General features: G+C 71.8%; 21 protein-coding genes. 5 read left to right on the top strand and 16 right to left on the bottom strand.

Annotation, left to right across the window (positions count from 1 at the left end; genetic code table 11):
- The 15 genes from ADL05_RS03040 to pyrR form a co-directional block, all read right to left on the bottom strand.
- Positions 1–534 (bottom strand): hypothetical protein (locus tag ADL05_RS03040; protein WP_197285670.1); only part of this gene is annotated, 534 nt, incomplete at its 3' end.
- A gap of 121 nt (positions 535–655) precedes the next feature.
- Complete coding sequence (locus ADL05_RS03035; protein WP_082376066.1) at positions 656–1411, bottom strand: DUF11 domain-containing protein; 756 nt, start codon at positions 1409–1411, stop codon at positions 656–658.
- Between the two features lie 151 nt (positions 1412–1562).
- Complete coding sequence (metK, locus tag ADL05_RS03030; protein WP_053615308.1) at positions 1563–2756, bottom strand: methionine adenosyltransferase; 1194 nt, start codon at positions 2754–2756, stop codon at positions 1563–1565.
- Positions 2757–3003: 247 nt separating this feature from the next.
- Positions 3004–4197: a bifunctional phosphopantothenoylcysteine decarboxylase/phosphopantothenate--cysteine ligase CoaBC gene (coaBC, locus tag ADL05_RS03025; RefSeq protein WP_053615307.1), complete on the bottom strand. Its 1194-nt coding sequence runs from the start codon at positions 4195–4197 to the stop codon at positions 3004–3006.
- A gap of 468 nt (positions 4198–4665) precedes the next feature.
- Positions 4666–4932 carry a DNA-directed RNA polymerase subunit omega gene (rpoZ, locus tag ADL05_RS03020; RefSeq protein WP_053615306.1) on the bottom strand — a complete coding sequence of 89 codons (267 nt, stop codon included), beginning with the start codon at positions 4930–4932 and terminating at the stop codon, positions 4666–4668.
- A gap of 100 nt (positions 4933–5032) precedes the next feature.
- Entirely contained in the window at positions 5033–5620 is a 588-nt protein-coding gene (gene gmk / locus ADL05_RS03015) for a guanylate kinase (protein WP_053615305.1), read from the bottom strand.
- A gap of 321 nt (positions 5621–5941) precedes the next feature.
- The gene (gene mihF / locus ADL05_RS03010) at positions 5942–6265 is read right to left on the bottom strand and encodes an integration host factor, actinobacterial type (RefSeq protein WP_053615304.1); all 324 of its coding nucleotides are present in this window, start codon (positions 6263–6265) and stop codon (positions 5942–5944) included.
- A 326-nt stretch (positions 6266–6591) separates the two neighbouring features.
- Complete coding sequence (gene pyrF / locus ADL05_RS03005) at positions 6592–7305, bottom strand: orotidine-5'-phosphate decarboxylase (RefSeq protein ID WP_053615303.1); 714 nt, start codon at positions 7303–7305, stop codon at positions 6592–6594.
- A gap of 303 nt (positions 7306–7608) precedes the next feature.
- Complete coding sequence (locus ADL05_RS03000; protein WP_053615302.1) at positions 7609–8550, bottom strand: dihydroorotate dehydrogenase; 942 nt, start codon at positions 8548–8550, stop codon at positions 7609–7611.
- A gap of 80 nt (positions 8551–8630) precedes the next feature.
- Positions 8631–9530, bottom strand: a complete 900-nt coding sequence (locus tag ADL05_RS02995; protein WP_053615317.1) for a dihydroorotate dehydrogenase electron transfer subunit — start codon at positions 9528–9530, stop codon at positions 8631–8633.
- Between the two features lie 202 nt (positions 9531–9732).
- Positions 9733–13038, bottom strand: coding sequence for a carbamoyl-phosphate synthase large subunit (gene carB, locus ADL05_RS02990; RefSeq protein WP_053615301.1), 3306 nt, complete (start codon positions 13036–13038; stop codon positions 9733–9735).
- 10 nt (positions 13039–13048) lie between these two features.
- Positions 13049–14194 (bottom strand): glutamine-hydrolyzing carbamoyl-phosphate synthase small subunit, encoded by a 1146-nt coding sequence (gene carA, locus ADL05_RS02985; RefSeq protein ID WP_053615316.1) that lies wholly within the window; start codon positions 14192–14194, stop codon positions 13049–13051.
- Positions 14195–14244: 50 nt separating this feature from the next.
- On the bottom strand, positions 14245–15546 hold the full coding sequence (locus ADL05_RS02980) for a dihydroorotase (protein WP_053615300.1): 1302 nt from the start codon (positions 15544–15546) through the stop codon (positions 14245–14247).
- Between the two features lie 267 nt (positions 15547–15813).
- Positions 15814–16722 carry an aspartate carbamoyltransferase catalytic subunit gene (locus ADL05_RS02975; protein ID WP_053615299.1) on the bottom strand — a complete coding sequence of 303 codons (909 nt, stop codon included), beginning with the start codon at positions 16720–16722 and terminating at the stop codon, positions 15814–15816.
- Complete coding sequence (gene pyrR, locus ADL05_RS02970) at positions 16722–17321, bottom strand: bifunctional pyr operon transcriptional regulator/uracil phosphoribosyltransferase PyrR (RefSeq protein WP_197285671.1); 600 nt, start codon at positions 17319–17321, stop codon at positions 16722–16724. The genes ADL05_RS02975 and pyrR overlap by 1 nt, the downstream gene beginning before the upstream one ends.
- Positions 17322–17880: 559 nt before the next feature.
- Here pyrR and ADL05_RS02965 point away from each other — a divergent pair.
- A complete protein-coding gene (locus ADL05_RS02965; protein WP_053615297.1) occupies positions 17881–18375 on the top strand; it encodes a transcriptional regulator in 495 nt (164 codons plus the stop codon).
- A gap of 275 nt (positions 18376–18650) precedes the next feature.
- Complete coding sequence (locus ADL05_RS29265) at positions 18651–19268, top strand: GNAT family N-acetyltransferase (RefSeq protein WP_197285669.1); 618 nt, start codon at positions 18651–18653, stop codon at positions 19266–19268.
- Here the strand turns inward: ADL05_RS29265 and metF are convergent.
- A complete protein-coding gene (gene metF / locus ADL05_RS02955; RefSeq protein WP_197285668.1) occupies positions 19177–20133 on the bottom strand; it encodes a methylenetetrahydrofolate reductase [NAD(P)H] in 957 nt (318 codons plus the stop codon). The two genes, ADL05_RS29265 and metF, sit on opposite strands and share 92 nt — an antisense overlap.
- Before the next feature lie 161 nt (positions 20134–20294).
- Between metF and ADL05_RS02950 the strand changes: the two genes are divergently transcribed.
- The 3 genes from ADL05_RS02950 to ADL05_RS02940 all read left to right on the top strand — a co-directional run bounded on the left by ADL05_RS02950 (position 20295) and on the right by ADL05_RS02940 (position 23759).
- Entirely contained in the window at positions 20295–21377 is a 1083-nt protein-coding gene (locus ADL05_RS02950; RefSeq protein WP_053615294.1) for a polyprenyl synthetase family protein, read from the top strand.
- 137 nt (positions 21378–21514) lie between these two features.
- Entirely contained in the window at positions 21515–22798 is a 1284-nt protein-coding gene (locus ADL05_RS02945; RefSeq protein ID WP_053615293.1) for a DUF418 domain-containing protein, read from the top strand.
- A gap of 67 nt (positions 22799–22865) precedes the next feature.
- Positions 22866–23759 (top strand): SDR family oxidoreductase, encoded by an 894-nt coding sequence (locus tag ADL05_RS02940; protein WP_053615292.1) that lies wholly within the window; start codon positions 22866–22868, stop codon positions 23757–23759.
- Positions 23760–23819: the final 60 nt, after the last annotated feature.

Below are 23819 nucleotides of genomic sequence, written 5' to 3'. Positions count from 1 at the left end.
CCCGTCCTTGCCGTCCTTCCCGTCCTTGCCGTCCTTCCCGTCCTTGCCGTCCTTCCCGTCCTTGCCGTCCTTCCCGTCCTTGCCGTCCTTCCCGTCCTTCCCGTCCTTGCCATCGTGACCGTCGTGGCCGTCCTTGCCGTCCTTGCCATCCTTGCCATCGTGACCGTCGTGGCCGGCACCGCCGTCATGACCATCGCCGCCGTCGTGGCCGTTGCCACCATCGTGACCGTCGTCGTAGTCGGGCACACCGGAGTTCGCGGTCGAGGCGTCCGCCTCCAGCTCCCGGACCTCGCGTTCCACGGCCGAGGGCTGCGGCACGTGGACATCGATCTGCGGCACCTGGACGTCGACGGTCTCGCGAAGCGCCTCCGCGATCAGCTGCTCGGACTCCGCGCTCATCGACTGCGGCGCGGCGTCGTGTTCCGCGGTGTGGGCGACGGCGGGAGCCGCGCCCCACAGGAACGGGACGGCGATCGCGACTCCGGCGGACACAGCCGCCGACCGAATCAGGGCTCGAGCATTGACGTTGGGCATGACCCCTCCAAGAAATCACTCAGTGCAGTGATGCGTGTACTCATAGTGACATTTCGGTAGCTGATAGTCCGCCGGTGCCGGGCGAGTCTGACAACTTCCCAAGAAAAGCGGACAGAGGTGACTACCTGTGCGCATCAAGGTGGTAGACGGGCGCCGCGCCCGGGAACGGGCGCACGTTGGAGTCCGTTCCGACCCCGTCGCCCTCCGGCACCTCCGGCGCCTCCGCCCCCGGATCCGGCGTCGTTTCCGGCTCCGGCTCGGGCACCCGCGTCGGACCCGGATCGGTCCGAGGATCCGGGCTCCGTGAGCCCCGGTAGCGCACCAGCCCGCCGACCGCCGCCCCGACGACCGCGACCGCGGCCAGCCCGGCGACCACCCACACCGTCGGCACCACGCCGTGGACCCGGTGGACGGAAGCCGTGCACGCCACCAGGGCCGCTCCCTCCTCGGGTCGCAGGCACACCGTGGTGGCGGTCCGGGAAGCGCCCTCGGGGCGCGAGCGGACCTCGGTGGTGACCGTCAGACTCGCCCGCGCGCCGGGTTCCAGCGGCCGGTCCCAGACCACCCGGGACGCCTCCGCGTCGACCGACCCCTCCCCCGAGTCGGACACGTGGCGCATCCCCGGCGGCAGGAGTTGCACGATCTGGGTACCGGGCAGCGCCTCGTAGCCGGAGTTGCGCACTCGGATCGTGTAGTGCACGCGGTCTCCGGGGCTCAGCCGGTCCTCCACGTCGTCCTCGACCGTCACGTGCAGGTCCCCCGCGCCGGGCACGAGCCCGGCGCCCCGGGGATCCTCCACCTCGGCCACTGGCTGGGCGGCGGGAAGGGCGATCATCGCCGCCAGTCCCATCGCCGACATCACCGCTGAGACTCCCACGGCGCACTCCTCCGCATGGCGAAATGACCCTACGTGTATATGTCCTAACACGTCGTAGTCATACGGGGGTCGCACACACGCCGGGGGCGGGCGGCCGCCAGGGCCGCCCGCCCCCGGGCGGGATTCCGTCACTGGGACGGAGGAGGTGGGCTCAGGCGCCCACGAACGACCGCAGCGAGGCCGCGCGGTCGGTCCGCTCCCAGGTGAACTCCGGCAGCTCACGGCCGAAGTGGCCGTAGGCGGCCGTCTTGGAGTAGATCGGGCGCAGCAGGTCGAGGTCGCGCACGATCGCGGCCGGACGGAGGTCGAAGACCTCCTTGACGGCCTTCTCGATCAGCTCGGGAGCCACCTTCTCGGTACCGAAGGTCTCGATGAACACACCGACCGGGTGCGCCTTGCCGATGGCGTAGGCGACCTGGACCTCGGCACGCTCGGCGAGCTCCGCGGCCACGATGTTCTTGGCGACCCAGCGCGTGGCGTAGGCGGCCGAGCGGTCCACCTTCGACGGGTCCTTGCCCGAGAAGGCACCGCCACCGTGGCGGGCGTAGCCGCCGTAGGTGTCGACGATGATCTTGCGCCCCGTCAGGCCGGCGTCGCCCATCGGACCACCGATCTCGAAGCGGCCGGTGGGGTTGACCAGCAGCCGGTAGTCGTCGGCCTCCAGGCCGAACGCGGCCACGACCGGCTCGATGACGTGCTCGCGCACGTCGGGGGCGAGCATCTCGTCGAGGTTGATGTCGGCGGAGTGCTGGCTGGAGACCACGACGGTGTCCAGGCGCACGGGGGTCTGGCCCTCGTACTCCACCGTCACCTGGGTCTTGCCGTCCGGACGCAGGTACGGAACGGTGCCGTTGCGGCGGACCTCGGCCAGGCGCTCGGAGAGCGAGTGCGCCAGCTTGATCGGCAGCGGCATGAGTTCGGGGGTCTCGCGGTTGGCGTACCCGAACATCAGGCCCTGGTCGCCCGCGCCCTGGCGGTTGAGGGTGTCGTCCTCGTGCTCGACCCGCGCCTCGTACGCGGTGTCCACGCCCTGGGCGATGTCCGGGGACTGGGCGTCGATGGAGACGTTGACCCCGCAGGAGTCACCGTCGAACCCCTTGGCGGAGGAGTCGTAGCCGATCTCGAGGATCTTCTCGCGAACGATCGCGGGGATGTCAACGTAGGTCTGGGTGGTGACCTCGCCCGCGATGTGGACCTGACCGGTGGTGATCAGTGTCTCGACCGCGACCCGGCTCCGGGGGTCGGTGGTGAGCATCGCGTCGAGGATCGCGTCACTGATCTGGTCGGCCATCTTGTCGGGATGGCCCTCGGTGACCGACTCGGAGGTGAAAAGGCGGCGGGACACGTTGCGTGACTCCTTGCAGCGGCTGCTGGCTGACATGGTCGGTGCGGCACGCCCGCCCAGGCTCCCGGCCGGGGCGCTCAATGCCGACTGACACGGTTGGTTTTCAGTCCACTCTAACGGGACCGGTGGGGACGGTAATCCCGTGGTCGGCCGGTGGTCGTCACGGGCTTCCGAAGGAAGTCTGGCGTACTCGGCGGTAGGAATCCAGTCCCCGGCCGCGCGGTTCTCCCCGCGCGGGGTCCGGCGCTCAGGAGGACAGGCGCGGCACGACCAGGTCCCACACCTGGTCGGCGAGGTCCTCCTTGGGCCCGAACGGGATCTCCACCGCGGTTCCGTCCGCGCCCAGCACGACCGCCTGGTTGTCCTCGGTGCCGAAGGCGCGACCTCCGCCGACCTGGTTCACCACGAGCAGGTCACAGCCCTTCCGCGCCAGTTTGGCCCGCCCGTTGGCGATGACGTCGTCGGTCTCGGCCGCGAAGCCGACGATGGTCTGGTCCAGGCCCTCCTTCTCGCGGGAGGCGACCAGGCCGGCCAGGACGTCGGGGTTCTCGACCAGTTCGACGGGCGCGGGCTCGGCTCCCGACTTCTTGATCTTGGACGCGGCGCTGCTGGCGGGGCGGAAGTCGGCCACGGCCGAGGTCATGACCACCGCGTCGGCGCCCACGCGCTCGGCCTCCATCGCCCCGGCCAGGTCCCGGGCGGACTCCACCGGTACGACGCGGACCCCGGCGGGGTCGGGCAGGGACACGTTGGCGGAGACGAGGGTCACGTCGGCTCCGCGGGCGGCGGCGGTCCGGGCCAGGGCGTAGCCCTGTTTGCCCGAGGAGTGGTTGCCGATGTAACGCACCGGGTCGATGGCCTCGCGGGTACCTCCGGCGGAGATCACCACGCGCCGTCCGGCCAGGTCGGGAGCGGCCGCGCCCCGCCGCAGGACCCGGCGCGCCGCCTCGAAGAGCTCGGAGGGCTCGGGCAGGCGGCCCCGTCCGGTGTCGGCGCCGGTCAGGCGCCCCTCGGCGGGTTCCAGGACGATCGCGCCGCGCGAGCGCAGCGTCGCCACGTTCGCCCGGGTCGCCGGGTGCTCCCACATCTCGGTGTGCATGGCGGGCGCGAAGACGACGGGACACCGCGCGGTCAGGAGGGTGTTGGTCAGCAGGTCGTCGGCGAGGCCCGCAGCGGCCTTGGCCAGGATGTTGGCCGTGGCCGGGGCCACGAACACGAGGTCGGCCGACTGGCCGATGCGCACGTGCGGGACCTCGTGGACCTCGTCCCACACGCCGGTGGAGACCGGCCGGCCGGACAGGGCGGCCCAGGTGGGCTCCCCGACGAAGCGCAGCGCGTCGGCGGTCGGCACCACCCTGACCTGGTGGCCGGACTCGGTCAGCCGCCTGAGCAGTTCGCAGACCTTGTAGGCCGCGATCCCGCCGCCAACGCCGAGGACCACCTGGGGAACGGTTCGTGTGTCACTCACACCTAGGAGTTCTACCAGGCCCCGTTCCCACAGCACTCCCCCAGCCCGCACTCGTTCGACCACGCGCCCCAGCCCCCACGGGTTGAACGTGGGCCGTTCAACCCACAGGATCCCAGGGGGTCAGAGGTAGGCAGTTCAGCGTTCCGGGACCCCAGGGGGTTGGAGGTGGCCGTTCAGCCCGCGAAACCACAGCGGGGTTCGCGAGGGGCGCGCCAACACCCGCCCCCGAGCGGTCGAAGGGGCGCGCGCCAACACCCGCCCCGAGCGATTGAAGGTGCACGCCAGCCCTACGGGACCGCAGGGGGGTTGGTCGGGCCAAAGCGAGGAACGAGCGGCGGCCCAAAGAAAGCACAGACGAGGGCGCCGACGCGTCCTGGAGGGCCTGGAGGTGCATTCCCGAGGAACGAGGGAATGCACCGGAAGGCGCGAAGGACGCGTCTCTCAGGCGCCCTCGTACGGCTCCGCGGTCAGCAGGCCGGACTTGACCTCGCGCAGGGCGATGGAGAGCGACTTCTCCTGCACGTGTGTCTCCACGAGCGGGCCGACGTACTCCAGCAGGCCCTCGCCCAGCTGGGCGTAGTAGGCGTTGATCTGGCGGGCCCGCTTGGAGGCCATCGTGACCAGGCTGTACTTGCTGTCCACCAGCTGCAGCAGGTCGTCGATGGGCGGGTTGGTGATGCCTTCGGCGACGGGCTCGGTACCAGCCACTTTGAATACCCCCAGGGACGGTGTCCGGCTCGTCGAAAGCCGTGACGTGTTCGGTCGGAACGCACCCGGGTGCGGCGGTGCGGGCTCGGCCCGCCCGCTATCACACCTTGGGCGCGGTGATCAACGCTAGCAGGTCGGCGCACACGTCCCGTACGGACGTGTTGACGAGCGTGGTGTCGAACTCCTTCTCGGCGGCGAGTTCGACCTTGGCGACGTCCAGGCGGCGCTGGATGACCTCGTCGCTCTCGGTGCCGCGGCCGGTGAGGCGGCGGACCAGCTCCTCCCACGAGGGCGGAGCGAGGAAGACGTGCAGGGCGTCGGGCATGGACTCGCGCACCTGGCGGGCGCCCTGGAGTTCGATCTCCAGCAGCACCGGAGTGCCGGCCGCGAGCCGCTCCTCGACGGGACCGCGCGGGGTGCCGTAGCGGTTGCCCGCGAACTGGGCCCACTCCAGCAGTTCGTTCTCGGCGACGAGCCGGTCGAACTCCTCGTCGGAGACGAAGTGGTACTGGACGCCGTCCCTCTCACCGGGGCGGGGCCGACGCGTGGTCACCGACACCGACAGCCACACCTCGGGGTGCTCGCGGCGGATGCCGTCGACGACCGTGCTCTTGCCCACACCCGACGGACCGGACAGGACGGTCAGCCGCTTCTCGGCCGGACGGGACTGGGATCCGAGCTCAGGCATGTGTGTTTCTGGCTTCCCTTCGGGGCCGCCGCGCGCGGGTTCCGCGGGCTGACCGGGAACCGCGTACCTCCCGTGCCGGGGCGCGGCGGGCGACTGGTGTGCGGCATCGTCCGCGAACACTCGCGGGAAGTCCCAGTTATACCACCGCGCCGCGGTGCGGCGGACGGCTCGACCTGGGGCCGACCGCCCGCCGACCGCGGCGCGGGGATGACACTCATCCGGGCCCGGCCGCCTGCGCGGCGGGGGCTCCGCCGCGACTGTGGGGGACGCGGCGAGTCCGGAGCACTGCTTTTGTCCGGGTCCTACTCGGTCCTGCTGGTGCTACTTGGTGAGGTCGCCGAACTCGTCCTCAAGGGCGGCACGCTGGTTGGTACCCAGACCCCGTACACGGCGCGACTCAGCGATGTTGAGCCGCTCCATGATCTGCTTGGCACGGACCTTGCCGACACCGGGAAGGGATTCGAGCAGAGCCGAAACCTTCATCTTCCCGATGACGTCGTCCTTGAGGCCGTTGGAAAGCACCTCGGACAGCGAGATCCCGCCGTTCTTGAGCTTGTTCTTGACCTCGGCTCGCTCTTTTCTGGCCTTGGCGGCCTTGGCAAGAGCCGCGGTGCGCTGCTCGGGTGTGAGGGGAGGAAGGGCCACGCCGGGTCACCTCGGATTTCTACTCGTTTGTAGAGGGCGGACGCCTGCGCAAGTTAGTAGGTCTGACCCCTGTTAGGCAACGTAAAGTGCCCTTTCAGCGGCTATTTCATCGAAGGAACTACGCAGAGTAATGACTCAATTGCGGCCTGAGACGAAAATGAGGACCTTAGTCCCGATTAAAGGCCCCAGGACGCACGCCACCAGCGCAGGTCACAGAGGGGTGACCCGGGTCACTCTGGGGCGCCGAAACCGGGTTTCGGACACACCTATTTCGTGACCGTCCGTAAGACATAACTGCGCGTGATGAGCCCGCTGCGTTCACTCCTCTACACCCGCACACCGGCGCGCCGGACGGCCGCCGCGATCGAGGCGGCCGCCGCGCCCGGGTCCGGCGCCCGGGTGATCGGCCGGCCGACCACCAGCAGGTCCGCCCCCGCGGCGATGGCCTCCTCGGGCGTGGCCACGCGCGACTGGTCGCCCAGGTCCGCCCCCGCCGGGCGAACGCCCGGGGTGATCAGGGTGATGTCGGGCCCCACCTCCTCGCGCACCAGGGCGACCTCCTGCGGCGAGCACACGAGGGCGCGCGCCCCCGCTCCCACGGCCAGCACCGACAGCCGGCGCACCGCGTCGCGGGCCGGTCCGAGCAGCCCGATCTCCTGCAGGTCCTTCTCCCCCATCGAGGTGAGCACCGTCACCGCGGCGATCCTGGTGTCCGGCGCGGCCTCCACCGCGGCCCGGACCATGTCCGCTCCCCCGCCCGCGTGCACGGTGAGGATGGAGGGCCGCAGGCCGGCGACACTGCGCGCCGCGCCCGCGACGGTGGCGGGGATGTCGTGCAGCTTCAGGTCCAGGAAGACCTTGACCCGGTTGGCGCCGCGCATGGCGCTGATCACCTCGGGCCCGTAGCGCAGGTACAGCTCCAGGCCCACCTTCACCGTGCTCACGTGCGGCGCGACCGCGGACGCCCAGGTAGCGGCGGTCTCGATGTCGTTCGCGTCGATCGCCACGGCGATCGGAGCTGGCGCGGAAGGCGCGGTCATGCGGTTCTCCATTCGTGTGCCACCGGCTCGGTGCCGGCGTCGGCATCCCCGACGTTCTTACAGCCGTACTCGAGGATGCACGTTCGCTGTCATGTGCACACCACCATGGTGTGCGGTTCCCCGGATGAGTCACTTCATGCGCCCAGGGAGGATCACTTCCCCGTAACAGCCGCCCAAACGGCCGCAGGGACGCGTTCCTCGCCGCGCCGACCAGGTTGTCCCGGATGTCCCCGAGTGGTCGCACAGGACCCTCTCAGAGCCGTTCAGGCCGGTCAGAGGCCTACCGCCCCCCGTCGCGGCCCCTCAGACCCCGGTCCCGGGCCGGTGGGCGGCGCCCACCAGGTCCCGGGCGCGCGCGATGCCCCGCGCGTCGAGCGCCTCGGTGAACTCCCTGAGCACGCGGGCGCAGGCCGAGGGGTCGGAGAAGTTCACCGTCCCGACGGCGACGGCGCTCGCCCCCGCCGCCATGAACTCGATCACGTCCGCCCCCGTGCGGACCCCGCCGACACCGATGATCGGCACGTCCGGCATGGCCTCGTGGACGCGGTAGACGCACCCCACCGCGATCGGGCGCAGTGCCGGTCCTGACAGCCCGCCCATCCCCCCGGCGACCGCCGGGCGCAGCGTGCGGGAGTCCACCGCCATGCCGCGCACTGTGTTGATCATCGTCAGTCCGTCGGCGCGGGCGGCCACGCACGCCCCCGCCAGGTCCACCACGTCGGGCACGTCGGCGGAGAGCTTCGCGAGCACCGGGAGGTCCGAGCGGGCGTGCGAGCGCACCGTCTGGACCACCGCCGCGGCCTGGGCCGGGTCGTCGGCGAAGTACCGGCCCGCCGGGTCGGCGTGGTTGGCGCAGGACAGGTTGACCTCGATGGCGCTGACGCCCTCGGCGTCGGAGATCCGGCGGGCCAGCTCCCCGAACTCGTTCACGCCCCCGCCCGCGATCGACACGATCGCCCGGCCGCCCCGGGACAGCAGCCACGGCAGGTCCCGCTGGAGGAACACGTCCACGCCCGGCCCCTGCATGCCCGTGGTGCTGAGCATGCCGCTCGGCGTCTCGGCCATGCGCGGCGCGGGGCGGCCGGCGTGCGGCTCCAGCATCACCGACTTGGTCGTGACGGCGCCGATGTGGGCGACGTCGAAGAACTGCGCCAGCTCGCGCCCGGATCCGGCGCACCCGGCGGCGGTCACCACGGGGTTGGGCAGGTCCATGCCGCCCAGCCGCGTCCTGAGGTCTGCGTTCACGTGCCTTCTTGCTCGCTCGTCGTTGCCGCGTCGGTGCCGCGGTGCTCTGCGGTTCGGGGAGGGTGGGACGGAGAGGGGGCTCAGGCGATGTCGCGGGCCGACTCGGCGGCGCGCGCGGCGCTGGATCCCTTCCACCCGGGCGCGCCCAGGGCGTCGAAGGGGATCGAGCCGACGTCGTCGAAGCGCACCTGCTCGCCCCGGAAGACCGGGCCGTCCACGCAGGAGCGCACCATGCGGGTGATGCCGTCGTCGCCCACAACGGGGACCACGCAGGTCATGCAGATCCCGGTGCCGCAGGCCATGGTCTCCTCGACCGAGACCTGGACCGGGATGCCGTGCGTGCCGGCCACGGCGGTGACCGCGCGCAGCATCGGCATCGGGCCGCACGCGTAGACCACGTCGGAGCGGGCCTCCTCGATCACCCGTCCCAGGACGTCGGTGACGCGTCCGCGCGTGCCGAAGGACCCGTCGTCGGTGGTGAAGACCGCGGTCTCGGCCACGCGGCGGGCGGTGATCGCGCTGAACACCCGGTCGGCCGAGGCCGCGCCCAGGACGAAGTCCACCCGGCATCCGCGCCGGCGCAGCGACTGCGCCAGCGGGAAGAGCGGAGCGCTGCCGGACCCGCCGCCCACGAGCACGCAGTTGACGGGGTCGCGGGGCAGCGGGAAGGGGCGCCCCAGCGGGCCGACCACGTCGAGCAGGTCGCGTGATCTTCGCTCGGCCAGCCAGGCGGTCCCGGTCCCGCGCACGGAGAACAGGAACTCGACGGTGCCGCCGTAGTCGGGCTTGACGTCGTGGATGGCGAAGGGCCGTCGCAGCAGTGTGCTGGAGTGGTCGCCGCCCACCGACACCGAGACGAACTGGCCCGATCGGAAGCGCTCGGCGATGCCCGGGGCGACGACGGTGATGGCGTAGTAGGCGTCCACCCGGCGCACGTTCAGCACGGGGCACCTGACCTGCACCGGTCCGTTGTCGCTCATGGTGTGGCGCAAACCCCTCTCAACCTCGGCGGTGCGGACGCCGGGGCCCACGGCCCGCGGCGCCCGCACTCTACAGTCCGCCCGTGGCCCGTACCCGGCGGATACGGCCCGGACGTACAGCCTAGGCTGTGTTCCCCCGAACCCCCGCTTCGCTTCGGCCGGGCCGGACGGCGCCCCGTCCCGCGGGGCGCCGTCCGGCTTCCTAGGCCTCGCGGCGGGCGGTGAGGGCGCTCGCGTGCTCCTGCAGGGAGCGCACGCCCACGTCACCGCGGACCCGCGCCTCGATCGCCTGCACCGCGGCGGCCAGTCCCTGCACGGTGGTGACGCTCGGGATGCCGCGCAGGACGGCCGCGGTGCGGATCTCGTACCCGTCCAGACGGGGTCCCGACTGCCCGGCTCCGCCGAAGGGGGTGTTGACGACCAGGTCGACGCCGCCCTCGTGGATGAGCCGCACGATGGTGGGCTCCCCCTCGGGGCCGGGCCCCTCGCTGTGCTTGCGCACCACCGTGGCGTGGACGCCGTTGCGGCGCAGCACCACCGCGGTGCCCTCCGTGGCCAGGATCTCGAAGCCGAGGTCGGCCAGGCGCTTGACCGGGAAGATCATCGAGCGCTTGTCGCGGTTGGCGACCGAGACGAACACCTTGCCCTCGGTCGGCAGCGAGCCGTTGACGGCCAGCTGCGACTTGGCGTAGGCCGCGCCGAACTCCACGTCCAGGCCCATGACCTCGCCGGTGGAGCGCATCTCCGGGCCGAGGATGGTGTCGACGCCCTCGCCCTCCTTGTTGATGAACCGGTTGAAGGGCAGCACGGCCTCCTTCACCGACACCGGGGCGTCGGCGGGCAGGTCGCCGCCGTCGCCGGAGGCCGGGAGCATGCCCTCGGTGCGCAGGTCCGCGATCGAGGTCCCGGCCATGACGCGGGCCGCGGCCTTGGCCAGCGGCACCGCCGTGGCCTTGGACACGAACGGCACGGTGCGCGAGGCGCGCGGGTTGGCCTCCAGCACGTAGAGCACACCGGAGGCGAGCGCGTACTGGACGTTGAGCAGGCCCCGCACCCCGGTGCCGCGGGCGATGGCCTCGGTGGAGTAGCGGATCCGCTCGATGTCGTCGCTGCCCAGGGTGATGGAGGGCAGGGTGCACGCCGAGTCCCCGGAGTGGATCCCGGCCTCCTCGATGTGCTCCATGACGCCGCCCAGGTACAGGTCGCGGCCATCGTAGAGGGCGTCGACGTCGATCTCGATGGCGTCGTCGAGGAAGCGGTCGATCAGCACCGGGTGCTCGGGGCTGACCTCGGCGTTGCGCTTGATGTAGTCGGCGAGCATGGACTCGCTGTAGACGATCTCCATGCCGCGCCCGCCCAGCACGTAGGACGGTCGGACCATGACCGGGTAGCCGATCTCGTCGGCGGCGGTCTTGGCCTCGGCGAAGGAGTAGGCGGTGCCGTACTTGGGCGCGGGCAGTCCCGCCTTGGCCAGGACCTTGCCGAACTCGCCGCGGTCCTCGGCCAGGTCGATGGCCTCGGGGCTGGTGCCGATGACGGGCACGCCCGCCTCCTTGAGGCGGCGGGCCAGGCCCAGCGGGGTCTGGCCGCCCAGCTGGACGATGACGCCGGCGACGGTGCCGGTGAGCTGCTCGGCGCGCACGACCTCCAGCACGTCCTCCAGGGTGAGCGGCTCGAAGTAGAGCCGGTCGCTGGTGTCGTAGTCGGTCGAGACGGTCTCGGGGTTGCAGTTGACCATCACGGTCTCGTAGCCGGCGTCGGAGAGCGCGAAGGAGGCGTGGACGCAGGAGTAGTCGAACTCCACGCCCTGGCCGATGCGGTTGGGACCCGAGCCCAGGATGATGATCTTGGGCCGCTCGCCCTGCGGGACCTCGGTCTCCACGTCGTAGCTGGAGTACAGGTACGGCGTCTTGGCGGCGAACTCGGCCGCGCAGGTGTCCACGGTGAGGTAGACGGGGTGGATGCCCAGGGCGTGGCGCAGCTCGCGCACGACCTCCTCGGGCTTGCCGGTGATCTCGCCGATCTGGAGGTCGGAGAAGCCCAGTTCCTTGACGGCGCGCAGCTGGTCGGCGTCGAGCTTGGGTGCGGCGGCCAGGTCGCGGGCGGCCTCCTCCAGGCGCAGCATCTGGTCCAGGAACCAGGGGTCGATGCGCGTGGCCTCGTGCAGTTCCTCGACGGTGGCGCCGGCGCGCAGGGCCTGCTGGACCTGGCGGAGCCGGTGCTCGGTCGGGGTCGCGGACCGCCGCAGCAGCTCGTCCTTGTCGCCGGGCTCGCCCGCCCAGGTCAGACCGACGCCGGCCTTCTCCAGGGAGCGCATGGCCTTCTGCAGCGCCTCGGGGAAGGACCGGCCGATGGCCATGGCCTCGCCCACGGACTTCATGGTCGTGGTGAGGGCGGGGTCGGCGCCGGGGAACTTCTCGAAGGCGAACCGGGGGACCTTGACGACGACGTAGTCGAGCGTGGGCTCGAAGCTGGCCGGGGTCTCCTGGGTGATGTCGTTGGGGATCTCGTCGAGTGTGTAGCCGACGGCGAGCTTGGCGGCGATCTTGGCGATCGGGAAGCCGGTGGCCTTGGAGGCCAGGGCCGAGGAGCGCGACACCCGGGGGTTCATCTCGATGACGATGATCCGGCCGGTGGTCGGGTGCACGGCGAACTGGATGTTGCAGCCGCCGGTGTCCACGCCGACCTCGCGGATGACGGCGATGCCGATGTCGCGCAGCCGCTGGTACTCGCGGTCGGTCAGGGTCATGGCGGGTGCCACGGTGATGGAGTCACCGGTGTGCACGCCCATGGGGTCGAGGTTCTCGATGGAGCACACGACGACGACGTTGTCGTTGGTGTCGCGCATCAGCTCCAGCTCGTACTCCTTCCAGCCGAGGATCGACTCCTCCAGGAGCACCTCGGTGGTCGGGGAGAGCGCCAGGCCCTGTCCGGCCATGCGGCGCAGTTCGTTCGCGTCGTGGGCGAAGCCGGACCCGGCCCCACCCATGGTGAAGGAGGGACGCACGACGACCGGGTAGTTCAACTCCTCGGCCGCGTCCAGGCACTCCTGGACCGTGTGGCAGATGCGCGAGCGGGCGGACTCGCCGCCGATGCGCTCGACGATCGTCTTGAAGGTCTCGCGGTCCTCGCCGGACTGGATGGCCTCGATGTTGGCGCCGATGAGCTCGACGTCGTACTTGGCCAGGACGCCGGACTCGTCCAGGGCGACCGCGGCGTTGAGCGCGGTCTGGCCGCCCAGGGTGGGCAGCAGGGCGTCGGGGCGCTCCTTGGCGATGATCTTCTCGATCATCTCGGTGGTGATCGGCTCGACGTAGGTGGCGTCGGCGATCTCCGGGTCGGTCATGATCGTGGCCGGGTTGGAGTTGACCAGGATGACCCGCAGGCCCTCGGCCCGCAGGACACGGCAGGCCTGCGTGCCCGAGTAGTCGAACTCGGCCGCCTGGCCGATGACGATCGGACCGGAACCGACCACGAGGACGGATGAAAGGTCACTACGGCGCGGCATGCTCTTCCTCTTACTGCTTGGCAGCCGGTGCGGGCTGGGCGGACATCAGGTCACAGAACTCGTCGAAGAGTGCGGCGGCGTCGTGGGGGCCGGCGGCGGCCTCCGGGTGGAACTGGACGCTGAACACGGGCCGGTCCAGCAGACGCAGGCCCTCGACGACCTGGTCGTTGAGGCCGATGTGGCTGACCTCGGCCCGGCCGTAGGGGGTGTCGAAGGGCGTGTCGAGCGGCGCGTCGACGGCGAAGCCGTGGTTCTGGCTGGTGATGGCGACCTTGGTCGTACGGGTGTCGCGGACGGGCTGGTTGATGCCGCGGTGCCCGAAGCGGAGCTTGTAGGTGCCCAGGCCCAGGGAGCGGCCCAGGATCTGGTTGCCGAAGCAGATGCCGAACAGCGGCGTGCCCGCGTCCAGCACTCCGCGCATCGCGGCCACGGGGCCGTCGGCGGTGGCCGGGTCGCCGGGCCCGTTGCTGAAGAACACGCCGTCCGGCTCCAGGGCGAGGATGTCCTCGGCGGTGGCGGAGGAGGGCAGCACGGTGACGCGGCAGCCGCGCTCGGCCAGGCGCTGCGGGGTCATCGCCTTGATGCCCAGGTCGACGGCGGCCACGTGGAAGCGGGCCTGGACGCCCTCGGGCGGCAGGACCTCGTACGGGGCGTCGGTGGTGACCTCGGCGGCCAGGTCGGCGCCGGCCATGGCCGGCTGCTCCAGGACGCGGGCGAGCAGCGCCTTCGGGTCGGTCTCCACGGAGCTGACGGCGGCGCGCATGGCGCCCCGGTCGCGCAGGTGGCGGGTCAGGGCGCGGGTGCCGCTGAGGGCGATGCCGACCACGCCCTGGCGGCGCAGCTCCTCGTCGAGGGTGCGCTTGGCACGCCAGTTGGAGGTGATGCGCGCGGGCTCGCGGACGACGTACCCGGCGACCCAGATCCGGCCGGACTCGGGGTCGTCGTCGTTGACGCCGGTGTTGCCGATGTGCGGCGCGGTCATCACGACGATCTGCCGGTGGTAGGAGGGGTCGGTGAGGGTCTCCTGGTAGCCGGTCATGCCGGTGTTGAAGACGGCCTCGCCGAAGGTCTCGCCGACGGCGCCGAAGGAGCGGCCGTGGAAGACTCGGCCGTCCTCGAGCACCAGAATCGCCGGTCCGCCCGTTGCCTCGGACACGTTGTCCCCCTCCACTGCGCCAGGGTGTGCCTGCGCGTTCTCTGCTCTGCTCACTTGATCTCGCCTTCCAGGACGGTCGGGACGCCGCGCAGGAACGTGGCCTGGACGCGGCCCGGCAGGGTCATGCCCCGGAAGGGCGTGTTGCCGCTCTTGGTGGCCATGGCCGCCCCGTCCACCGCCACGGGCGCGGCCGGGTCGTACAGGACGACGTTGGCGGGCTCGCCGACGGCGAGGCCGCGCCCGTGTCCGTCGACCCGGCCGATGCGGGCCGGGACGGTGGACATGCGCTCGGCGACCTCGGCCCAGGTCAGCAGGCCGGTGTCGACCATGGCCTCCTGCACCACCGACAGGGCGGTCTCCAGACCCACCATGCCCATGGCGGCCGTGGACCACTCGGTCTCCTTGGCCTCCGCCGGGTGCGGCGCGTGGTCGGTGGCCACGATGTCGATCGTGCCGTCGGCCAGGCCCTCGCGCAGCGCACGGACGTCCTCGGCGGTGCGCAGCGGCGGGTTGACCTTGTAGACCGGATCGTAGCTCTCCACCAGCTCGTCGGTGAGGAGGAGGTGGTGGGGTGTGACCTCGGCGGTGACGTCGCAGCCGCGCGCCTTGGCCCAGCGGATGATGTCGACCGAGCCCTTGGTGGAGACGTGGCACACGTGCAGGCGGGAGCCGACGTGCTGGGCGAGCAGGCAGTCGCGGGCGATGATCGCCTCCTCGGCGACCGCGGGCCAGCCCGGCAGTCCGAGGCGGTCGGAGACGCGTCCCTCGTTCATCTGGGCGCCCTCGGTCAGGCGCGGCTCCTGGGCGTGCTGGGCGACGACGCCGTCGAAGGCCTTGACGTACTCCAGCGCGCGGCGCATGAGCAGGGCGTCGGAGACGCAGATGCCGTCGTCGGAGAAGACGCGGACGCGGGCCGCGGAGTCGGCCATGGCGCCGATCTCGGAGAGGCGCTCGCCGGCCAGGCCGACGGTGACGGCGCCGACAGGGCGCACGTCGCAGTACCCGGCCTCGCGGCCCAGGCGCCAGACCTGCTCGACGACGCCGGCGGTGTCGGCGACGGGGTCGGTGTTGGCCATGGCGTGCACGGCGGTGTAGCCGCCCATGGCGGCCGAGCGCGATCCGGTGGCGACGGTCTCGGCGTCCTCGCGGCCGGGCTCGCGCAGGTGGGTGTGCAGGTCCACCAGGCCGGGCAGGGCGATCAGGCCGGCGGCGTCGACGACCTCGGCGCCCTCGGGGGCGGCCAGGCCGGGGCCGGCCTCGGTGATCCTGCCCTCGGAGAGCAGGAGGTCGACGGGGTCGCCGCCGAGCGGACGTGCGCCGCGGATGAGGTGCGGTGCGTGGGTGTCGGGCATCGCGGTGTGGCTTCCTTGTTGTTCGTGTGAAGTCTGGTTCTGTGGCCGTCCCGGGTGCCGGTCGGGCGCGCCCGTGGACGGGGTCCGTCCTGCGGCCCGCCCGGCCGCGTGGGGCCGGGTCGGGTGCCGCTGCGGTTCCGGAGGGTCCGCGGGCGGACCGGCGCGGTCACGAGCCGGTACCGCGGAGGGCCCGGTGTGCCTTCTCGGGCCCGGTTCCGGCCACGCGGGCGCCCGGCCGGGCGGGCGGGGCGAGCCGGAGGGCAGGGTTCAGGACCCGCCGAGCAGCAGGTAGAGCACGGCCATGCGCAGGCTGACGCCGTTGGCGACCTGTTCCGTGACGGTGCAGCGCGGGGAGTCGGCGACCTCGGCGGAGATCTCCATCCCGCGCACCATCGGCCCGGGGTGCATGACGATGGCGTCCTGCGGCATGCGGCCCAGGCGCTCGCCGTCGAGTCCGAAGCGCCGGCTGTACTCGCGCTCGGACGGGAAGAAGGACTCCTGCATGCGTTCGGCCTGGACGCGCAGCAGCATGACCACGTCGGACTTGGGCAGGACGTCGTCGAGGTCGTAGGAGACCTCGCACGACCAGGTGTGGACCGAGACCGGCAGCAGGGTGGGCGGTGCGACCAGGGTCACGTGCGCGCCCAGGGTGGTGAGCAGGAGCACGTTGGAGCGGGCGACGCGGCTGTGCAGGATGTCGCCGACGATCGCCACGCGCAGGCCCTCCAGGCGGCCGAGCCGGGAGCGCATGGTGAAGGCGTCCAGGAGGGCCTGGGTGGGGTGTTCGTGGGTGCCGTCGCCCGCGTTGAGCACGGCGCCGTCGACCCAGTTGGCGAGCCGGTGCGCGGCACCGGACGCGCTGTGGCGGATGACGACGCCGTCGGCGCCCATCGCCTGCAGGGTGAGCGCGGTGTCCTTGAGGCTCTCGCCCTTGGAGACGCTGGAGCCCTTGGCGGAGAAGTTGATGACGTCGGCGGACAGGCGCTTGGCGGCCAGTTCGAAGGACGTGCGGGTGCGGGTGGAGTCCTCGTAGAAGAGGTTGACCACGGTGCGGCCGCGCAGGGTCGGCAGCTTCTTGACGGAGCGGTCGCCGACCCGGGCGAGCTCCTCGGCGGTGTCGAGGATGAGGGTGGCCTCGTCGCGGGACAGGTCGCCGGTGGACAGCAGGTGGCGCATCAGTCGTTCCCCTCGGTGGCGGCGGCGCGCGCGGGCGGGGAACCGGCCCGGGGGCCCCGGTGGGCGGGGCCGAGGAGGACGGCGTCGTGCCCGTCGGTCTCCTCCAGACGCACGGTGACGTTCTCGCGCAGCGAGGTGGGCAGGTTCTTGCCCACGTAGTCGGCGCGGATGGGCAGTTCGCGGTGGCCGCGGTCGACCAGGACGGCGAGCTGTACGGCGCGGGGGCGCCCGAGGTCGCCCAGGGCGTCCAGGGCGGCGCGCACGGTGCGGCCGGAGAAGAGGACGTCGTCGACCAGGACGACGACGCGGTCGTCGAGTCCGCCGACGGGGATCTCGGTCCTGCCGAGGGCGCGCGCGGGTGCCATGCGCAGGTCGTCGCGGTACATGGTGATGTCGAGGGATCCGACCGGGACGGCGAGGTCCTCGACGCGTTCGATGCGCCGCGCCAGGCGCTGGGCGAGCGGGACCCCGCGGGAGGGGATGCCCAGGAGGGTCACGCCCTCCCCGCCTTTGGTGCGTTCGAGCACCTCGTGGGCGATGCGGGTCAGGGCCCGATTGATCTCGGGGCCGTCGAGCACGGCCCGGGTGCCCTCGGGCACCTCCGGTGAGGCTGGGGGCACGCCCCGACTCTCACTTCCTGCTTGTTTTTGCGCACACAAAGTGATGACCCCTTCCCTGCCTCACAGAACAGGTCGTTAAAGGATGTCGATACGACCCACGCTACCAGCGACGATCACGGAGCCCGAGTGAGGGGCGGCGACCACCGCGGGGAGTGTGACTCTCGTCACACCCCATGTGGGCGGTTTCGTGCCCGAGAGTAGCCAAATCATGACAAGACGGATACGTCCTTACCTGGTGCAAAAGCTGAAATTCCCTGTAGGGACGGGCTTTTCGCCCATCCGATGTGCCCCCGCTCGTCCTGATCGATCCGGACATGAGAGGAGTCTCACCTACACACGGTTTGGCCACTGATTAGTCGCGTTTCACCCCAACGGCTTGACCTGGGAGCCAGACCGTCCTAGCGTCACTGTCTGTAATCAATACCGGGTGGGGTTGCGCCCCGTCACCGAACTGCCGGTCCGCTCAGCCGGGCGGGCGAACGAACGGTCCACATCCCCCTCCGATCCAGCCACCGTCACGGCCGGGAGCGACAAGAACATGCCATCCGAATACGCGAAGTCCCTCGGTGCGCGACTGCGTGCCATCCGCACCCAGCAGGGCCTGTCCCTGCACGGGGTGGAGGAGAAGTCCCACGGGCGCTGGAAGGCCGTCGTGGTCGGCTCCTACGAACGTGGCGACCGTGCGGTCACTGTCCAGAAGCTCGCCGAACTGGCCGACTTCTACGGTGTCCCGATGTCGGAGCTGCTGCCCGGCGGCGCCGCGCCCACGCCCCTGGGCCCCACACCCAAGCTCGTCATCGACCTCGAGCGCATGCAGCAGGTCCCGCAGGAGAAGGCGGGCCCGCTGTCGCGTTACGTGGCCACCATCCAGAGCCAGCGCGGCGACTACAACGGCCGGGTGCTCTCCATCCGCCAGGAGGACCTGCGCTCACTCGCGGTCATCTACGACAAGTCGCCCTCGGACCTGACCGAGGAGCTCATCAACTGGGGCGTTCTCGACCCCGAGGCGCGCCGGGCCGTCGACGCCTTCTGACCGGGACACTCCCGCACTGACCAGAACCGGTAGCCGCCCAGGCCTGCCGGTTCTCGTCGTGTCGGCTCCCCTCCGCTCCCGGGACCCGGCACACGGGTGGCGCGGACGAGAGCGGCGCGACCGGGCGTTGGGGCTTCCCCTCCCCAAGCCGGCCGCGCCGCCGCTCCGCCGGCCGAACCGGCGGCGATCGAACTCCTGTTCGATGAGCCCAGTTAACCGCAGCCCGCGCGGGTCGTCAAGCATCTCCGAGGGCCGCGCGGGCATAGGGTTGGTCCGTGGTAGACGACACCGAGCTGCGCGAACTGGACCCACGGGCGTTCGCGCACGCCGTCCCCGCCCTCCTACAGGTGTACGAGGCGGCCATGCGCCCGCCCCCGGAGCAGCTGCCCGGGCGGGCCGCCATCATGGACGGCCACGCCTCCTACCCCGGGTTCCGCTCGGTCGCCGCCCTGAGCGGCCCGGACGCCGTCGGTTTCGCCTACGCCTTCCACGGCCGCCCCGGCCAGTGGTGGCACGACACGGTCGTGGAGGGGCTGCGCGCCCACGGCCGGACGCGCGACGTGCGCCGCTACCTGGCCGACCCCCTGGAGATCGCCGAGGTCCACGTCCGGCCGGACGCGCAGGGCCACGGCATCGGCCGGGCCATGCTGCACGCCCTGTGCCGGGACAGGCCCGAGCGCACGGCGGTGCTGTCCACCCGGGCGGGTCCCTCCGTGGCCCGCCGCCTGTACCTCTCGTGCGGGTTCACCGAGGTGCTGGAGGAGTTCACCTTCCCCGGAAGCCCCGGTCAGCCCTTCGCGATCATGGCCGCGCGACTCCCGCTGAACGGCCCTCCCGACGACCGGAGACCTCCTGATAGATCTGCCTGGTGGCCGTGGAACGGTTCGAGGTGATGAAGTGGATGCCCGGCGCGCCCTCCGCCAACAGCCGCTGGCACATGCGCTGGGCGTACTCGATGCCGAAGGCGCGCACGGACTCGGCGTCGTCGCCGAAGCTCTCGAACTTGGCCGCCAGATCGGCCGGGAACTTCGCGCCCGACAGCTGCTCCGAGCGCGGGATGAACGACGTGCGCACCACCGGGAAGACCTCGGGGATGATCGGGATCTCGCACCCGCGCGCCGCCACGCGGTCGCGCAGCCGCAGGTAGTCCTCCGGGTCGAAGAACATCTGGGTGATGGCGTAGTCCGCGCCCGCGTCGCACTTGCGCACGAAGTGGTCGGTGTCGGTCTCCACGTCCGCCGAGCGCGGGTGCTTGTACGGGAAGGCCGCAACGCCCACGCAGAAGTCACCGCTGTCCTTGAGCAGCCGCACCAGTTCCTCGGTGTAGGTGAGCCCCTGGGGGTGGCGCACCCACTCGCCGTCGGGGTCGCCGGGCGGGTCCCCGCGCACGGCCAGCATGTTGGACACGCCCGCGTCGGCGAAGCGGCCGATGAGGTGGCGCAGTTCGGCGACCGAGTGGTCGACCAGGGTCATGTGCGCGACCGGCAGCAGTGTGGTGTCGGTCGCGATGCGCTCGGTGGTCTCGACGGTCATGCCGCGGGTGCTGCCGCCCGCCCCGTAGGTGACGGAGACGAACGAGGGGCCCAGCGCCTCGATCTCGCGGATCGCGCGCCACAGGCGCTCCTGCGCCTGCTGGGAGCGTGGCGGGAAGAACTCGAAGGAGAACAGCGGCTCGCCCGCGTGCAGCAGCTCTCGGATGTGCCGGGGGCGGGCCGTGGGGTTTCGGAGCGCCACGGGGCGTGTCGGTGCAGCGAGCATGACTCCAACCTTAGGCGAGGACTCCCGGTCGGCGTGGAGAAGGCGTTCCATTACGTGAGATCTGCCGGGAGAATGTCAGGATCCACACCGCGCCCGCCCGGCCCGCACACGTGTTCCCGGGCCGCGCTCCGACCGGTGGGACAACCGCTACTGTGCTGGGTATGGCCCCTTCTTCTTCCTCTTCCGCCTCACCCGTCACCGCGATCCGTTCCGCCGTCGACCGGGAGCTGGCCGCGTTCTGCGCCGACCACCGCGCCCAGGTGCTGGCGATCGGCGAGGAGCTCGCACCGGCCATGGACGCGTTGGAGGCGATGATCGCCGGCGGCAAGCGCCTGCGCCCGACCTTCCTCTACTGGGGCTGGCGGGGTGCCGGGGGCGCGGCCGAGGACGACCGGGTGGCCCGCGCCGGCGCCGCGCTGGAGTTCCTCCAGGCCTGCGCGCTGATCCACGACGACGTCATCGACAACAGCGACACCCGGCGCGGGCTGCCCGCCACGCACAAGCGCCTGGCCGCGCTGCACGCCGACCACGGGTGGAGCGGCGACGCCGACGAGTTCGGCCAGGGCGCCGCGGTCCTCATCGGCGACCTGTGCCTGGCGTGGTCGGACGAGATGTTCCAGGCGAGCGGGTTCCCGCTGCCGACGCTGCGGGACGCCCGGCCGCCCTTCGACGCCATGCGCACCGAGGTGATGGCCGGGCAGTACCTGGACACCCTGGAGCAGGTGCGTGGCACGGCCTCGCGCGAGGCGGCCCTGCGGGTCATGCGGTACAAGGCCGCCAAGTACACGGTGGAGCGCCCGCTGCACGTGGGCGCGGCCCTGGCCGGGCGCCTGGACGGCCTGGGCGCGGTCTACACCGCCTACGGGATGCCGCTCGGTGTCGCCTTCCAGCTGCGCGACGACGTCCTGGGGGTCTTCGGCGACCCGGGGACCACCGGCAAGCCGGCCGGGGACGACCTGCGCGAGGGCAAGCGCACACTGATCGTCGCCGAGACCCTGGCCCGGGCGCAGGCGTCCGAGGGCGAGCGGTTCCGCTCGCTGCTGGGCGCGCCCGGACTGTCGGCGGAGTCGGTGGCGTGGATGTGCTCGCTGATCGAGCGCTCGGGGGCGCTGGACGCCTGCGAGAAGATGATCGAGGGCTACGCCGAGGAGGCGGTCACCGCCCTGGAGAGCCCGGAGCTGGACGACGCCGCCCGGGGGCCGCTGCGCGAACTCGTGGTGGCCGCCACCGCGCGCACCCACTGATCTCGCGGTCCCGCGGCCGTCCCCTAGGGGAGATCTGGGTGGTTCCCCCGACCCGGCTCCGGTTGTGCCCCGGGTGCCGGTCCCGTTTGAATCGGTGAGAAGACATATCGCGAACCGTAGAGAACGGGGCACCGTCCATGACACGCGCGAGTACGTCGCGAGGGCCCGTCGGCCGGGGTGAGCGTTCGCTCGCACCCGATCTGGCACGCGGCTTCATGCTGTTGTTCATCGCGATCGCCAACTCGACCTGGTACCTGTGGGCGGAACCGATGACCGGGGGGAACGCCCATCCCACCCCCGAAGGCCCCCTGGACGCGGTCTCGCAGTTCCTCACCCTCGTGCTGGTGGACTCGCGCAGCTATCCGATGTTCGCCTTCCTGTTCGGGTACGGGATGGTGCAGCTGGCCGCCCGGCAGGAGGCGGCGGGCGCCGACCCCCGCGCCGTCGACGCCCTGCTGCGCCGGCGCAACCTGTGGCTGCTGGTCTTCGGCTTCTGGCACGCCCTGCTGCTGTGGATGGGCGACGTCCTGGGCGCCTACGGACTGGCCGGGCTCGTGCTGTGCTGGCTGTTCTTCCGCCGCCGGGACACCACCCTGCTGGTGTGGTCCGGCGTGCTGGTGGGCCTGATGGCGCTCATGTCCGCCGCGAGCCTGCTGGCGATCGCCTTCACCCCGCCCGGCGGTGGCTCGGACGGCCTCGACCTGGACTTCATGTCGGCCAGCATCGCCAACCCGTCGCTGCTCTGGGCCGCCGTGGGCCGTGTCACGATCTGGCCGGTGGTCGTCCTGGGCCAGGGGCTGCTGGGCCTGGCCGTGCCGGCCGCAATCCTGCTGGGCTTCTGGGCGGCACGCCGCCGGATCCTGGAGGAGCCGGGCCGCCACCTGCGCCTGCTGCGCACCGTGGCGGTCGCGGGTCTGGCCACGGCGTGGATCGGCGGCCTGCCCGAGGCACTGGCCCAGGTCGGGATCTGGGAGCTCGACGACGCCCGCGCCACCATGCTGGCCATGCCGCACACGGTGACCGGCCTGGCCGGCGGACTGGGCTACGTCGCGCTCATCGCGCTGGTCGCGCGCCGGATCGAGGCGCGCGGACGCGAGCCCGGCGCGGTCCTGACCGCGCTCACCGCGACCGGCAAGCGCTCCCTGACCTCCTACCTGGGCCAGTCCGTGCTGTGCGCGCCGATCCTGGCCGCCTGGGGCCTGGGACTGGGCGCGCACCTGACCTCGTGGAGCATGGCCCTGTACGCGGTCGGGGTGTGGCTGGTGACCGTGGCCGCGGCCTACGCGATGGAGCGGGCCGACCGGCGCGGCCCGGCCGAGGTCCTGCTGCGCCGCCTGTCCTACCAGCGCCCCGCCGCGGCACCGGCGGGCGCGGTGACGCCGTCCGGAGCCGACGAGGGCCAAGAGCGCACCAGCCGCTGACCGGATGCCGCAAAAAGGGCGTGCCGGTGAGTGCCCGGCGGCCCCGCGTCCCTCAGGATGAGGTGTCATGGGCGACGATCACATGACAAACCACACCATAGGGGTGACCGGGGCCACCGGAGCGCTGGGCGGTCGGGTGGCCGCCAGGATCGCGCGGCTGGGCCTTCCGCAGCGGCTCATCGTCCGGGACATCAACCGGGCACCGGAGTACCCCGGCAGTACCGCCGCGATGGCGGCCTACGAGGACACCGCCGGCTTCGAGCGGGCGTGCCGCGGCGTGGACACGCTGTTCCTGGTGCCCGCGACCGAGTCCGAGAGCCGGATCGACACGCACCTGAGCGCGGTGGACGGCGCGGTCAAGGCCGGGGTGTCCCGGATCGTCTACCTGTCCTTCCTGCGGGCCGGCCCGGCGGCGACCTTCACGTTCGCGCGCACGCACTTCTTCACGGAGGCGCACATCCGGGCGACCGGCGTGGGGCACACCTTCCTGAGACCCGGCCTCTTCCTGGACCTGCTGCCCGACTGGGTGGGCGGGGACGGCGTGATCCGCGGCCCGGCCGGTGACGGCCGGGCCGCGTGGGTCTCCCGGGACGACCTGGCGGACGTGGCCACGGCGGTCCTGACCGACCCGGAGCGGGCGGCCCTCGCGGAGGGGGCGACCTACGACGTCACCGGGCCCGAGGCCCTGACCCTCGGTGCGACCGTGGACAAGCTGAGCGCCCTGACCGGCCGCACCGTGCGCTACGTGCCCGAGACCTGGGAGGAGGCGCTGGAGTCGCGCCGCGCCGGAGGGGTGCCGGAGTGGGCCGCCGAGGGCTGGGCCTCCTCCTACGCGGCGATCGCCGCCGGAGAGATGGACGTGGTCGCGCCCACCGTTCCCATGCTCACGGGCCACCCCGCGCAGTCCATCGAGGGGTTCCTGCGCCGCCACCCGAGCGCTCTGTCACACGTGTCCGTGTGAGCCCGGAGCCCCGGCGGTCGAGAACTCGACGGCCGGGGCGCCACAGGGCATGAAGCGGGT

Origin of the sequence: Nocardiopsis sp. NRRL B-16309 (assembly GCF_001279585.1) — a bacterium.
Lineage (GTDB): Bacteria > Actinomycetota > Actinomycetes > Streptosporangiales > Streptosporangiaceae > Nocardiopsis.
The sequence above is the reverse complement of the archived record's forward strand: the minus strand, read 5'-3'. Positions and strand labels throughout refer to the sequence as shown.

Excerpts from the sequence above, each read along its gene's own strand:
- gmk (WP_053615305.1), bottom strand. The coding sequence starts at position 5,620 with ATGCCTGAGCTCGGATCCCAGTCCCGTCCGGCCGAGAAGCGGCTGACC.
- pyrF (WP_053615303.1), bottom strand. The coding sequence starts at position 7,305 with ATGACCGCGCCTTCCGCGCCAGCTCCGATCGCCGTGGCGATCGACGCG.
- ADL05_RS02995 (WP_053615317.1), bottom strand. The coding sequence starts at position 9,530 with ATGAGCGACAACGGACCGGTGCAGGTCAGGTGCCCCGTGCTGAACGTG.
- carB (WP_053615301.1), bottom strand. The coding sequence starts at position 13,038 with ATGCCGCGCCGTAGTGACCTTTCATCCGTCCTCGTGGTCGGTTCCGGT.
- ADL05_RS02980 (WP_053615300.1), bottom strand. The coding sequence starts at position 15,546 with ATGCCCGACACCCACGCACCGCACCTCATCCGCGGCGCACGTCCGCTC.
- ADL05_RS02975 (WP_053615299.1), bottom strand. The coding sequence starts at position 16,722 with ATGCGCCACCTGCTGTCCACCGGCGACCTGTCCCGCGACGAGGCCACC.
- ADL05_RS02965 (WP_053615297.1), top strand. The coding sequence starts at position 17,881 with ATGCCATCCGAATACGCGAAGTCCCTCGGTGCGCGACTGCGTGCCATC.
- metF (WP_197285668.1), bottom strand. The coding sequence starts at position 20,133 with ATGCTCGCTGCACCGACACGCCCCGTGGCGCTCCGAAACCCCACGGCC.
- ADL05_RS02950 (WP_053615294.1), top strand. The coding sequence starts at position 20,295 with ATGGCCCCTTCTTCTTCCTCTTCCGCCTCACCCGTCACCGCGATCCGT.
- ADL05_RS02945 (WP_053615293.1), top strand. The coding sequence starts at position 21,515 with ATGACACGCGCGAGTACGTCGCGAGGGCCCGTCGGCCGGGGTGAGCGT.
- ADL05_RS02940 (WP_053615292.1), top strand. The coding sequence starts at position 22,866 with ATGGGCGACGATCACATGACAAACCACACCATAGGGGTGACCGGGGCC.